Source organism: Parabacteroides bouchesdurhonensis, from assembly GCF_900186615.1.
GTDB classification, from domain to species: Bacteria; Bacteroidota; Bacteroidia; order Bacteroidales; family Tannerellaceae; genus Parabacteroides; species Parabacteroides bouchesdurhonensis.
Map to the genome: position 1 here is coordinate 1,505,613 of NZ_LT896588.1, position 13,784 is coordinate 1,519,396.

The window sequence follows — 13,784 nt, forward strand, 5'->3', positions numbered from 1 at the left end:
AAAATAAATGATTATAAGTTTAACAATGAAAGAAAGTAAGATGAAAAAAATTTTAGCCTTATTTGTGTGCTTATTTGTGATATCTGCAGTAGCATGTGCCGATGATGACCGTCCGATACGGTTTAATCAATTGCCTGCCTCGGCTCAGGAGTATGTGCAGAAATATTTTCCCCAGGAAAAGGTTGCACTTTGTAAAATGGAGTCTGACTTATTTAATAAAAAGTATGAGGTTATCTTTACGAGTAGCATAAAATTAGAATTTTATAAAAATGGAGACTGGAAAGAAATAGATTGTAAGTACTCTGCAGTTCCGGAGAGCGTTATTCCTGCTGCTATTTTACGGTATGTAAAGGCAAATTACCCGGAATATAAAATTGTAAAAATAGAGAAAGACAGTCGCGATTATGAAGCGAAACTTACTAATGGGATAGAGCTTAAATTTGACAAGAAGTTCAATTTGATTAATATTGACAATTAATAAAAACAAGAAAAATGAAAAAAATAATTCTTTTAATAGCTTTGGCTGTTACTTTCCTTCAAAGCTGTGATGAAAATGATGACAATGGGTTAGGTAATGTAAGTGAAGCTACGCGTGCGGCATTTATAATCAAGTATCCATCAGCTCAACAGGTAGAATGGGAAGTACGTAATTCGTATCGGGTTGCTGATTTTAAACAAGAAGGTAAAGATATATCTGCCTGGTTTGATAATGCAGGAGATTGGTATATGACGGAAACGGATATTCCTTTTGATCTGCTTCCGGATGCTGTAAAGAGCGCATTCCGTCAAAGTGAGTATCAATCTTGGAAAATTGATGATGTGGATATGATTGAGCGTAAAGAAATGGAGACTGTTTATGTTGTAGAAATAGAACAAGGTCAGGATGAAATGGATTTATATTATTCTCATGACGGTATTTTAATAAAGTCTGTTACAGATACAGATTCTGATGACGATTATGAAGGTTTTATCCCTTCCCAACCGTCCGGCATTATAGAGGAGTATATCAATAAAACATATCCTAATTCCCGCATAGTCGATATTGATATAGAAAATGGTACGACAGAGGTTGAAATACTTGATGGAAATGTATATCGTGAATTATCATTTAATATAGAAGGAACATGGATGCAAACCAAGACTGAATTACATTCTTCTCAGCTTCCGGTTGCTGTTCTTGAATCAATTAAGAACTCTCAATATGCAGCTTATGTAATTGATGATGTCGATTTTATTCAAACATCTTCCGGCGAATGGTATTTAGTGGAACTGGAATCCGGTAAAAATGAAGTGAAAATACGTATAGATGCTACAGGTGTGATTTTATAAAAGTCTTTTGGAATATTATGGAGGCAAGTTATTCTTGCCTCTATTTTTGTATTCCGAAGCAATGTTTTTCTTCCATATATTGGTAGAATATTTGCAAATGGTATTGCCTGCATATCGCATCAACAATGGCTAAACCAAGACCTGTAGATTCTTTTTTACGGTTTCCATGATAAAAACGTTTAAAGATATGTTCACTATCTAAAGAGGAGGAAAGCCCACTATTCGTAATTATAAGTTCGTGCTCATTAACAATAACTTGCACAAACCCTTTTTCTATGTTGTGGACAAATGCGTTTTTGAGAAGATTGGAAACCAGGGCTTCTGCTAAAGCTTCATTCATGTTGATAAATAAAAGACCTTTTATCTCCAAAGAAACAGCTAATTCATAGTGCCCGAATATTTCTTTATAATCTTCAAGCAAATGGATTATTATATCGTTTATATTAATAGATTGAATTTCAGAAAACTGACCGTTGTCTATCTTTGATAGAAATAATAATGACCTGTTGAGGCGAACGATATAATTTAAAGTATGTTTTGTTTTAAATAACTCTTTCATTTGTTCTTCTGTCAATTCTGTATTATCTAACAGCCACTCAATACGATTATTGCATACAGCCAAAGGTGTTTGTAATTCATGCGAAGCATTTCCGATAAATTGTTTCTGCTGGTTGAATAATTGTTCGGAGCGTTCTACTGCTTGTCGAGCCGCATCGTTTAATTTACGGAATTCGCGGATATTCGTTTTGTTTTCTATTAGCGTATGTTGTTTGCCGGGCTGGTAATTGTCCAACCAATTCAATAAGGAATATAAAGGAGTCAGACTACGGTAAAAGATCCATATACAAACAAGTAATAAGGTAATTAATAAAACTATATAAAGGAATATGATCCAATTTGTAATAGCTTCACGCAAGTCTTCTTTCTCAAAAGAGGGGGTTGATACTTCAAGTAAAAAATAACGTCCGTCATTGTTTGTAAAGACAGTACGTAATATACGTGCAGGCTCTGTTTCTTCTTTTTCTTTAATGTAAATATCGGCATCATAATATTTAATGGGAGGATACATTTTAGCTTCTTCCGGACTGATTTCATTAATTTGAAAACTATTGTTTGTGCCGTCGCCGGTAGAGGGTAATTCCCGTCCAGCGAGAGAACGGATAATAATTGTTTCAGAATAATCTTCTAAAGCATCGTCTACCTCATCATTAATTTCTTCTATCATAGTGTAGTAGAAAAAAACAGTCCATGCTGTTAATACTATCAGCAAAGCCAATGAGAGACGGATGAGTACATGGTATATTAGTTTCATTTTTTTTATTAATTTTCGCAAGAGACCATTTTGTATCCGAAGCCATAAACAGAACGGATTTCTACACTGGCGCCAGCTTTCTTTAATTGTTGACGCAAATTTTTAACTTGTGCATAAACGAAATAAAAATTATCCGATTGATCAATATGGTCGCCCCATACAGCTTCTGCTAATACAGCTTTATCAATGAGGTGATTGGGATGATTAAGGAAATAAAAAAGTATTTCATATTCCTTTTTCAACAGGCTGATTTCTTTATCGGCAATGAATACGCGAAAACTATCAGTTTCAATCCGAATATTACCGAAACGAATAGAAGTATCACCATCTTTGCTCCATCTCCTGCGCATAACACTTTTTATACGGGCATTTAATTCCGCCAGATGAAAAGGTTTAGGTAGATAATCATCAGCACCTTGTTCTAATCCATATACTTTATCTTCTATGGAGTCTTTGGCAGAGATGATAATGATACTTTCTTTTCTATGCTGTTTTTTCAGTTCTTCCAGTAGTTTTAAACCATTTCCATCCGGCAGCATAATATCCAGTAAAATACAGTCATATTGGTAGTCTGTAATTTTGAAACACGCTTCTTTGTAATTACTGGCTGTTTCTACTATGTATTTTTCTTTTACTAATGTCTTGAACATGAGTTCTTGTAATGAGGGCTCATCTTCTATAATTAATATTTTCATATATCTATGTGTTATAGATGTTCAAATATACGAAGTGAATTTAAAATAAACTTGAAATGCTGATTTTAAAACGCTAAACATCTGCCATATTTCGCGATTTTTCGTTAAGTTTGCCACTCTATTTTAAATGGTATTAAATCTAAACCAATATTATAAATTAAAATATAAACGTTATGGCAACACCTCCGTTTCATTATGAACCGATGTTCCAAAAGGGACCGGATACAACAGAGTATTATCTGCTTACAAAAGATTATGTTTCCGTTTCGGAATTTGAAGGACATCCTGTTTTAAAAGTAGCTAAAGAAGGCTTAACTGCTATGGCAAATGCGGCTTTCCGTGATGTATCTTTCATGCTTCGCCGTTCGCATAACGAACAAGTTGCTAAGATATTGAAAGACCCGGAAGCCAGTGACAACGATAAGTATGTGGCATTGACATTTTTGCGTAATGCGGAAGTGTCTGCTAAAGGCGTACTTCCGTTCTGCCAGGATACGGGTACTGCTATTATTCATGGAGAAAAAGGCCAACAGGTATGGACCGGCTATTGCGATGAAGAAGCCTTGTCACTGGGTGTTTATAAAACATATACGGAAGAGAATTTGCGCTATTCGCAGAATGCCCCTCTAAATATGTATGATGAGGTAAATACAAAATGCAATCTGCCTGCACAGATTGATATCGAAGCAACAGAAGGCATGGAGTATGAATTTCTATGCGTAACAAAAGGTGGAGGTTCTGCAAACAAGACTTATCTGTATCAGGAAACAAAAGCGATCCTGAATCCCGGAACATTAGTGCCGTTTTTAATCGAGAAGATTAAAACGCTGGGTACTGCGGCTTGTCCTCCGTATCATATTGCATTTGTGATAGGCGGCACTTCCGCTGAAAAGAATTTGTTGACGGTAAAATTGGCTTCAACTCATTTCTATGATAATTTACCGACGAGTGGGAATGAATTCGGACGTGCTTTTCGTGATGTAGAATTGGAAAAACAGGTGCTGGAAGAAGCTCATAAAATTGGCTTAGGCGCTCAGTTTGGAGGAAAATATTTGGCACATGATGTTCGTATTATCCGTCTGCCTCGTCACGGAGCTTCATGTCCGGTAGGTTTGGGGGTTAGTTGCTCCGCCGATCGTAACATCAAATGTAAAATTAATAAAGAAGGTATCTGGATTGAAAAGTTGGACAGCAATCCGGGTGAATTAATTCCTGCGGAATTACGTCAAGCGGGAGAGGGTGACGCTGTTAAGATTAATCTGAATCAGCCAATGGCCGACATATTGAAAGAATTGGATAAATATCCGGTAGCAACCCGTTTATCTTTGAATGGTACTATTATTGTTGGCCGTGATATTGCCCATGCTAAACTGAAAGAACGTTTGGACCGGGGTGAGGATCTGCCTCAATATATTAAGGACCATCCGATCTATTATGCCGGTCCGGCTAAAACCCCGACCGGTATGGCATGTGGTTCAATGGGCCCTACAACTGCCGGTCGTATGGACCCGTATGTAGACCTGTTTCAGAGTCATGGTGGCAGTATGATTATGCTGGCAAAGGGTAACCGTAGCCAACAGGTAACGGATGCTTGCAAAAAACATGGCGGTTTCTATCTGGGTTCAATCGGTGGTCCTGCCGCTATACTTGCTCAGAATAACATTAAGAGCATTGAATGTGTAGAATATCCTGAATTAGGAATGGAAGCTATCTGGAAGATTGAGGTAGAAGATTTTCCTGCTTTTATCCTTGTGGATAATAAAGGGAACGATTTCTTCAAACAAATTAAACCCCGTTGTTGTAAATAAATTCTGAGAATTTTACTGCATAGTAATTATGAAAAGCGATACTTGGTTTTACCGGGTATCGCTTTTTTTTCATCCCGATGTTTTTTATAAATCATCGGGATCATTTTATGAAATCATCGGGATGATTCGTCTTTTTCCCTAAATAGTACTATTTGTATAAACCGGTAATAAAATACGATTGACCGGACTTGAATAAAAAAAGCCTGCTCCAATGAAAGAGCAGGCTTCTATTTAGAAAGTATAAGAATCTATTTCTTAGTCTTTGTATTCACGGCGTGGACCACGGTTTCCTCCATTTCCATTGCCATTACGTTCAGGTCTTGGACCTCTGTCTGTTCTGGGAGGACGTTCTTCGTAACCTTCCGGTTTAGGTAGAAGTACTTTATGAGACAATTTGAACTTGCCTGTTTTCGCATCGATGTCAACCAATTTAACAGAGATGGTGTCGCCTTCTTTTAATCCTGTTTGTTCTACGCTATCTAAACGCTTCCAATCTATTTCGGAGATATGAAGCAGACCGTCTTTGCCTGGCATGAATTCAACGAATGCGCCATAAGGCATGATGGAAGAAATCTTACCTTCGTATACTTCACCTATTTCAGGTACGGCTACAATACCTTTGACTGCTTTAATCGCTGCATCAATGGTTGCTTTATTGGTTCCTGATATTTCAATTTTACCAACTCCGTCTTCTTCTTCAATAGTAATGACAGCACCTGTTTTTTCTTGAATACCTTGGATAATTTTACCACCCGGGCCTATTACCGCACCAATAAATTCTTTACCGATTGTCATTGTTTCAATACGTGGTGCATGCGGCTTCAGTTCTTCGCGAACTTCCGGTTGAGCTTCCAATATTTTACCCAATATGTGCATACGGCCTTCTTTAGCCTGAGCCAATGCGTTCTCTAGGATTTCATATGATAAACCGTCTACTTTGATATCCATCTGGGTAGCGGTGATACCGTCTTTTGTTCCGGTAACTTTGAAGTCCATATCTCCTAAATGATCTTCGTCACCTAAGATATCGGACAGGATCGCGTAATTTTTTCCTTTATTCTCGGAAATCAATCCCATTGCTATACCTGATACAGGTTTCTTCATAGGAACACCAGCATCTCTCAGTGCTAATGTGCCGGCACAAACTGTGGCCATGGACGAAGAACCGTTTGATTCCAAAATATCGGAGATTACACGTACTACGTAAGGATAGTTTTCAGGGATCATGCTTTTTAAAGCGCGCCAGGCTAAATGTCCATGACCGATTTCACGACGACCTACGCCACGGGATGCCTTGGCTTCTCCTGTTGAGAAAGGAGGGAAGTTATAATGAAGTAAAAAGCGTTCTTTACTGCGATTCAGAACATCATCCACCAATTTCTCGTCTGATTTTGTTCCTAGTGTAACAGTTGAAAGAGATTGTGTTTCACCACGTGTAAAAACGGCTGATCCGTGAGGGCCGGGCAGACAATCCGTTTCAATCCAGATAGGACGAATGTCTGTTGTTTTACGACCGTCCAGACGCTTTCCTTCGTCAAGGATAGCACGGCGCATAGCTTCTTTTTCTACATCATGGTAATAACGGCCAATCATTTCAAGCTTTTCATCTGTCAGCTCTTCTTCCGAGAACAACGACTTGTATTCTTCAACCACAGCTTCGAATGCTTCTGCGCGTTGGTGTTTGTCTGTTCCCGAAGTGGCTACGGCATATGCTTTGGCATAACACTTGTCGTGTACGTCTTTCCGTAGATCATCATCATTTATTTCGTGGGAATATTCACGTTTAGTCAACTTACCGCAAGCTTCAGATAATTCAAGCTGCGCCTGACATTGAACTTTGATAGCTTCATGGGCAACTTTGATAGCTTCCAGCATTTCAGATTCCTGAACTTCGTTCATTTCTCCTTCTACCATCATAATATTATCCAAAGTAGCGCCAACCATAATGTCGATGTCCGCTTTTTCAAGTTGCGAGAATGTCGGGTTAATTACAAACTGACCATCTACACGGGCAACACGAACTTCTGAAATCGGTCCGTTGAAAGGAACGTCGGAAACAGCCAATGCTGCGGAAGCAGCCAAACCTGCCAAAGCATCCGGCATATCTTCACCGTCTGCAGAGAATAATATGATGTTTACATATACTTCAGCATGATAATTGTCCGGGAAAAGCGGGCGTAATGCACGGTCTACCAAACGTGATGTAAGGACTTCGTAATCAGAAGCCTTGCCTTCTCTTTTTGTAAAACCTCCGGGGAAACGTCCAAACGCGGAGTATTTTTCTTTGTATTCAACTTGCAACGGCATAAAGTCAACACCGGGATTTGCATCTTTTGCGGCACATACAGTAGCCAACAATACCGTGTTGTTCATACGAACAGTCACAGCACCGTCTGCTTGTTTTGCCAATTTCCCGGTTTCGATGGTAATGGTTCTTCCATCACTCAATTCGATCGTCTTGTTAATTGGATTAAGCATAATCTTTTTTCTTATTTTTCTATCTGTAAAAAATTGCTGCAAATGTAATGAAAGTTTGAGTGTAAATACATGAAAATGAAAATAAATAACGTGTTGGAAGTACTTTTTTATAAAAAACCTATGAAGAATTGGATAATAATAGTGTCACAATTGTAAAATAATGTATATTTGCAACGCAAACGTAACGAACCATAAAAAGAATGAAACAAATATCTGCTCAATTTTCGGTTATATTCTGTGTGATGTTGTTCTTATTTACCTCTTGTGGTAAATCGGAATTTACAGTAAAAGGTGTGGTGTCAGGCGCTGACGGTCAGGTAATGTATTTGGAAAATGTTGGCGTATCGGCTGTAACCTTGATGGACTCTGTAAAGCTGACTGCTTCAGGTAAATTTAAGTTTACGAAACCACGGCCGGCGTATCCTGATTTTTATCAGTTGAGATTGAATAATCAGTTGATAAACTTCTCAGTCGATTCAACGGAAACTATTTCGTTTGTAGCTGATGCGGGAACTTTTGCCACTTCATATACGGTGGAAGGGTCCGAGAATTGTAAGGCGATTAAAGCAATTACTTTGGCACAGTTGGATGCTAATCAGGCAATTGTCCGCCTGCGTAAAGAATATGAAGCAAAACAGATAGCAGATACAGCCTACCGTAATAAAGTTTTAGCTGTAGCAAATGCTTATAAAGATGTTGCTTTGAAGTATATTTATTCAGCACCTATGTCTACTGCTGCCTATTTTGCATTATTTCAACAAATAGACGGTTTATTGTTTTTTGATTTGTATGATAAGCAAGATTCAAAAGCTTACGGTGCTGTCGCAACAAGTTTTGATCATTACTATCCGGAAAGTTCACGTTCAAAGCATCTTCATAATTTGGCTCTGCAGTCAATGAAGGTAATACGTGCGCAACGTCCTGTAGTCCTTGATGATATTAATACCGAAGAGATAAGTTTTCTGGATATTGCTTTGCCGGACATACATGGCAATGTGATTAAACTTTCGGAAGTGGCAAAAGACAGGCCTGTTCTGATTAATTTTACGGCGTTTCAAACCGAATGGTCACCAGCGTTAAATATGGAGTTTGGCGATTTGTATACAAAGTATCATAGTAAAGGATTAGAGATTTATCAAATATCATTGGATAGTGATTCGCATTTTTGGAGAAATGGTGCGTCTAATTTACCTTGGGTTTGTGTTCGTGACCCGCAATCCGTATATTCTCAAATAGCCGGTTTGTATAACGTAAAACAATTACCTACTTTATTCATATTGGATCGTAAGGGTAATTTGGTGAAACGTGTAGATGATATAAAGAAATTAGAATCTGATGTGAAATCTGTATTATAAGATTTTATGCTATTAATCAGTTAGATATGTTGTAAAGCACTTTTGTGAATTTGTGCATCTCGTGAAGATGACATACATTTGCAAAGTCTGAAATAAAAAAATTAAAGAAGGAGTTCCGGCCAGGTACTGGTCGGGATTCTTTTTTTGTTGTTAGTAATTAGTAATGTTAAAATCAAAAATAAAGGAGGACTTTATATGGCTGTTAGTTATATGACAGAAGATGGTTATAATAAAATTTTAGCAGAGATTAGCTATCTTGAAACAGTAAAGCGTCCTGAGATTTCTGCTCAAATTGCTGAAGCAAGAGACAAAGGAGACTTGTCGGAAAACGCTGAGTATGATGCTGCAAAGGAGGCTCAGGGTATTATGGAAGCTAAGTTGGCTCAGTTGAAGGCCTTAATTGCTAATGCCCGTTTAATAGACGAATCCCGTGTGCAAACAGAAGAGGTTCAGATATTGAATAAAGTAAAGATTAAAAACACAAAGAATAATGCTGTAATGACCTATACTTTAGTGTCGGATACTGAGGCGAACCTGAGGGAAAATAAAATTGCTATCAGCACGCCTATTGCCAAAGGATTGCTTGGCAAAAAAGTAGGAGATGTTGTAGAAATTAAGGTTCCGTCCGGTTTGATGAGCTTTGAGATTTTGGAAATATCGCTTTAAATGTAAAATAAAAATGGCAACAATATTTAGTAGAATAGTGGCAGGCGAAATACCTTGTCATAAAATTGCGGAAAACGAAGAATTCTTTGCTTTCCTCGATATTAATCCTGTTGCTTTGGGACATACGTTAGTTATTCCCAAAAAAGAAGTGGATTATATTTTTGATATTGATGACCCGATGTTGGGACGTATGATGGCTTTTGCCAAGCGGGTTGCCCGGGCACAGGAGGCTTCAATCCCCTGTAAACGTATAGGTTTGGCTGTAATGGGATTGGAAGTGCCTCACGCGCATATCCATTTGATTCCTATTACGAAGGAATCCGATATGTATTTTGGAACTAAAAAGTTAGAAATAACACAAGCTGAATTAGCTGAAATAGCAGCTAAAATTAGAAATGAATACAAATAACTAGGCAATAATTTGTCTATTTTCAATAACAATGTCTATATTTGTAAATCAATATTTTGTAAGCGTGAGTAAATGAAAATTTACAAATAAGTGAAGCAAAATTTGATTCATTAGTGGTTTTTACTCATAAATTTGTTAACCTTAGAAGAAAGGCCCCTCTGAGACAGAGCGGCCTTCTTTTTTTAACACACACAATAAAAATAAACAATGTATTGTCTTTCTATGATTAGAATGAATTCCAGTGATGATGACCTATCCAATAGTTATTCCAATCCAATAACATCCCTGTTTGATAGGAATATATAATACATATTACTAATGCTATGATCCATAATAATAATAGAACCCATTTGGCCGGAGCAGGTAGTGGCTTCGCTTTAAATAATTGTCCGCAGATTGCATAAATCAAAGAGAATACAGGAATACCTATCAATAAGATCGTTCCAAGACAACCTATAATTACCATTGGAATAGGGAATCCGCTGGATAGATCCATACCAAATGGAGATAGCTCATATAAAACACCTGCCCCGCCGGCCGTTAGGGCTATCGTTACTATAAATAAAATGAATATTATGAGTAATAGCGCAGGTAATAAAATGATCCCTATTAAAATGGCAAGGAACTTTAGTATAAATCCGATTATCAGAACAAAAGTATCTGCCAATTTTTGAAAAAAATTACGAGGCTTTTCTGAGCTGATGTAATCATTTACATTGTTACTTACTTTCTCAAAACCGTCAGTAACTGTTTTACCAATGTTTTCTAGCGTTACATTCTCCCCGCGCATAATAAGTTTGTCAGCAGCCGTGCGCGCAACGGGCATGACAACCCAAAGGATAATGTATATAAGTACGATAGGTGCATATGGTATCAATAAAAGTATAATCATAACTAGACGGACTGCTGTTACATCCCACCCTAAATAGGCAGCAATACCTCCGGCAACACCACCTAATACGCGATTGTCCGGGTCACGCATCAGCCTTTTCTTTCCTGTATAAGTTTGATTCTCTTGAAAAGAATGAGCCTTTTGTTCTTCTTTATGCTGACTGCTTTCTTTTTCTTCATCGAAGATTTCCTCCGGTTTCCCCATTCGCTTAATTACCTCTTCTACATTTTCGATAGTAATTACATTATAACCTAGCCGGACTCTCTCGTTTAGCAATTCGGAAATACGCAATTCAAAGTCTCCCATAATTTCATCCGAACCTTCTTCTTCTTTAAAGTGGATACGGAGATTTGACAAATATTTATCTAATAATTGATAGGCGTCTTCATCAATATGGAAAACAGTTCCTCCTAAATTGACAGTAAGTGTCTTCTTCATTGTTCTTATATTTAATTGTTTCTGATGTGGTTTATTGTATCATTTAATTCCTGCCAGGAAGTCTCCAATTCTCCTAGAAAATCAATGCCTTTTTCTGTCAATTGGTAATACTTGCGTGGAGGCCCTTGAGTAGATTCTATCCACTGGTAACTTAAAAGTTCACTGTTTTTTAAACGAGTTAAAAGAGGATATAATGTACCTTCTACAACAATCAGTTTAGCTTCTTGTAACTTCTGGATTATGTCAGAGGTGTAAGCTGGTTCTTTTTTGAGTAGGAGCAGAATGCAATATTCGAGTGTTCCTTTTCTCATTTGTGATTTTACGTTCTCTGCATTCATTGTTAATTGATTTTGATACAAATATATGTAATGCCTGTGTACTATGCTATACATACTACTATGTTTTATTCTTTTTTAACAAGAGGTGCAGACTTTTTGTTCATTAGTAATGTTCTTAAATTTGTTATTGTAATTGCACACTATTCGCGGAAATGTGTAAAAAAAGGAGTAAAGCTATGTCTGTTAGAATATAAAGTTTACTTTTGTATTATCAATTCAAAATAGAGAATTATGATTTATTATCATTATGCCGAGTTAATACAACGACAGGCGGATAAGTATGGCTCGCGTACAGCTCTGAAATACAGAGATGACGCGAGTGGGAAATGGTTGAAGATCTCATGGAGAGAATTTGCCGATAAAGTCATGCTTACGGCTGAAGCAATGGCTGAGTTTGGAATAGGAATTCAAGAAAATATTGGCGTTTATTCTCAAAATATGCCTCAATGTCTTTATACTGATTTTGCCGCATATGCAAATAGAGCTGTTGCTGTTCCTATGTACGCAACGAATTCGCCGGCTCAAATAGAATATATTATTAATGATGCCGATATTCATACCTTGTTTGTAGGTGAACAGTTGCAGTATAATAACGCATTTAAGGTTCAGAAAGAATCATCTGTTTTGAAGCGTCTTATTATTTTCGATTCTTCTGTTAAATTGAATCCGGAAGATAAAACATCTGTTTATTTTGACGACTTTATATGTTTAGGTGATAATACGCATGCTGCATCGACGGTGAAAATCCGTATGAACGAAGCTTCTCCTGAAGATTTGGCTACTATTATTTATACTTCCGGAACAACTGGCGAATCGAAAGGCGTGATGCTTCACCATTCGAATTTTTTGGAAGCTATGCGTATACATGATATTCGTATACCAATGGTTACGGATAAGGATACTTCTATGTGTTTTTTGCCTCTTACTCATATATTTGAGAAAGCATGGACATGCTATTGTTTGCATAAAGGGGTGAAAATTGCAATCAACCGGGATCCGAAAATGATTCAAAAGACACTGCCGGAAATCCGTCCTACCCTGATGTGCAATGTTCCTCGATTTTGGGAAAAGGTTTATATGGGTGTTCAGGAAAAGATTAATTCGTCATCGCCTTTTGTAAAGAAAATATTTTTGGACGCTATTGAGACGGGACGTTTATATAATCTGGAATATAAGAATAAAGGGCTGAAAGCTCCTTGTGCACTTAAAGCCAAATTTGCTTTTTATGATAAGACTGTATTTTCTTTGTTAAAGAAAGTACTTGGCATTGAACGCGGGCGATTCTTTCCTGTTGCAGGCGCGCCTTTGTCTGATACGGTAAATGAATTTCTCCAGTCGGTTAATATACCTATCCGTTACGGATATGGTTTGAGTGAAACGACTGCAACAGTCTGTTTTTATCCCGAAAAAGGGTTTGTTTTTGGCTCCATTGGGAAAATTATGCCAGATGTACAGGTAAAGATTGACGAGTCAAATAATGAGATTTTAGTAAAGGGCAAAACAGTTACTTCCGGGTATTACAAGAAGCCGGAAGAAAATAAAAAATCATTTACAGAAGATGGCTTTTTCCGTACAGGAGATGCCGGACGGTTGGAGGGGGATGTGCTTTTCTTTACGGAGCGTATAAAGGATTTATATAAGACTTCGAATGGAAAATATATTGCTCCTCAGGCTATAGAAGGTTTGATGAGTAGTGATAAATATATTGAGCAGATTGCCGTTATTGGTGACCAACGAAAATTTGTCAGCGCTCTTATTGTTCCGGTTTATCCGTTATTAGAACAGTATGCAGAACAAAAAGGATTAAAAATAGAAAGCCGGGAAGAATTATTGAAGAACAAGGAAATTATTCGTTTAATAGAATCTCGTATAGAAGAACATCAAAAGAATCTGGCATCTTATGAACGTATCAAACGTTTTACTCTATTGCCCGGGCCTTTTACTATGGAAGGTCGTGAATTGACGGATACACTTAAATTACGGCGTCCTGTTGTTGCTCAGAAATATGCCGAACAGATAGAAGCTATGTATGAAGAGTAGTTGACAGGTGATGACTTAATGTGT

Annotated in this window: 12 protein-coding genes; 7 read left to right on the plus strand and 5 right to left on the minus strand. The window is 37.4% G+C overall.

Annotated features, from left to right (window positions below; genetic code table 11):
* Positions 1 to 40: 40 nt before the first annotated feature.
* Together C1721_RS06535 and C1721_RS06540 are read left to right on the plus strand one after the other, a co-directional pair.
* Positions 41 to 478, plus strand: coding sequence for a PepSY-like domain-containing protein (locus C1721_RS06535; RefSeq protein ID WP_102409285.1), 438 nt, complete (start codon positions 41 to 43; stop codon positions 476 to 478).
* A 14-nt stretch (positions 479 to 492) separates the two neighbouring features.
* On the plus strand, positions 493 to 1,329 hold the full coding sequence (locus C1721_RS06540; RefSeq protein WP_102407650.1) for a PepSY-like domain-containing protein: 837 nt from the start codon (positions 493 to 495) through the stop codon (positions 1,327 to 1,329).
* Positions 1,330 to 1,369: 40 nt separating this feature from the next.
* Here the strand turns inward: C1721_RS06540 and C1721_RS06545 are convergent, their stop codons facing one another.
* Both C1721_RS06545 and C1721_RS06550 read right to left on the minus strand, forming a co-directional pair.
* The gene (locus C1721_RS06545) at positions 1,370 to 2,641 is read right to left on the minus strand and encodes a sensor histidine kinase (RefSeq protein WP_102407651.1); all 1,272 of its coding nucleotides are present in this window, start codon (positions 2,639 to 2,641) and stop codon (positions 1,370 to 1,372) included.
* Between the two features lie 8 nt (positions 2,642 to 2,649).
* On the minus strand, positions 2,650 to 3,336 hold the full coding sequence (locus C1721_RS06550) for a response regulator transcription factor (protein WP_102407652.1): 687 nt from the start codon (positions 3,334 to 3,336) through the stop codon (positions 2,650 to 2,652).
* 173 nt (positions 3,337 to 3,509) lie between these two features.
* Here C1721_RS06550 and C1721_RS06555 point away from each other — a divergent pair, with 173 nt between their 5' ends.
* The gene (locus tag C1721_RS06555) at positions 3,510 to 5,144 is read left to right on the plus strand and encodes a fumarate hydratase (protein WP_102407653.1); all 1,635 of its coding nucleotides are present in this window, start codon (positions 3,510 to 3,512) and stop codon (positions 5,142 to 5,144) included.
* Positions 5,145 to 5,399: 255 nt separating this feature from the next.
* On the opposite strand, the gene pnp is transcribed toward C1721_RS06555, so the two are convergent.
* Positions 5,400 to 7,622, minus strand: a complete 2,223-nt coding sequence (gene pnp, locus C1721_RS06560) for a polyribonucleotide nucleotidyltransferase (protein WP_102407654.1) — start codon at positions 7,620 to 7,622, stop codon at positions 5,400 to 5,402.
* A 200-nt stretch (positions 7,623 to 7,822) separates the two neighbouring features.
* On the opposite strand from pnp, the gene C1721_RS06565 reads away from it, so the two are divergent.
* The 3 genes from C1721_RS06565 (at position 7,823) to C1721_RS06575 (ending at position 10,052) form a co-directional block, all read left to right on the plus strand.
* Complete coding sequence (locus C1721_RS06565) at positions 7,823 to 8,977, plus strand: TlpA disulfide reductase family protein (protein WP_102407655.1); 1,155 nt, start codon at positions 7,823 to 7,825, stop codon at positions 8,975 to 8,977.
* A gap of 195 nt (positions 8,978 to 9,172) precedes the next feature.
* Positions 9,173 to 9,643, plus strand: a complete 471-nt coding sequence (gene greA / locus C1721_RS06570; protein ID WP_102407656.1) for a transcription elongation factor GreA — start codon at positions 9,173 to 9,175, stop codon at positions 9,641 to 9,643.
* Between the two features lie 13 nt (positions 9,644 to 9,656).
* Positions 9,657 to 10,052, plus strand: a complete 396-nt coding sequence (locus C1721_RS06575) for an HIT family protein (protein WP_102407657.1) — start codon at positions 9,657 to 9,659, stop codon at positions 10,050 to 10,052.
* Positions 10,053 to 10,278: 226 nt separating this feature from the next.
* Here C1721_RS06575 and C1721_RS06580 read toward each other — a convergent pair whose 3' ends face one another.
* Together C1721_RS06580 and C1721_RS06585 are read right to left on the minus strand one after the other, a co-directional pair.
* Complete coding sequence (locus C1721_RS06580; RefSeq protein ID WP_102407658.1) at positions 10,279 to 11,382, minus strand: PspC domain-containing protein; 1,104 nt, start codon at positions 11,380 to 11,382, stop codon at positions 10,279 to 10,281.
* An 11-nt stretch (positions 11,383 to 11,393) separates the two neighbouring features.
* Complete coding sequence (locus tag C1721_RS06585; protein WP_102407659.1) at positions 11,394 to 11,720, minus strand: PadR family transcriptional regulator; 327 nt, start codon at positions 11,718 to 11,720, stop codon at positions 11,394 to 11,396.
* 231 nt (positions 11,721 to 11,951) lie between these two features.
* Between C1721_RS06585 and C1721_RS06590 the strand changes: the two genes are divergently transcribed.
* Positions 11,952 to 13,760, plus strand: a complete 1,809-nt coding sequence (locus C1721_RS06590; RefSeq protein WP_102407660.1) for an AMP-dependent synthetase/ligase — start codon at positions 11,952 to 11,954, stop codon at positions 13,758 to 13,760.
* Positions 13,761 to 13,784 lie beyond the last annotated feature (24 nt).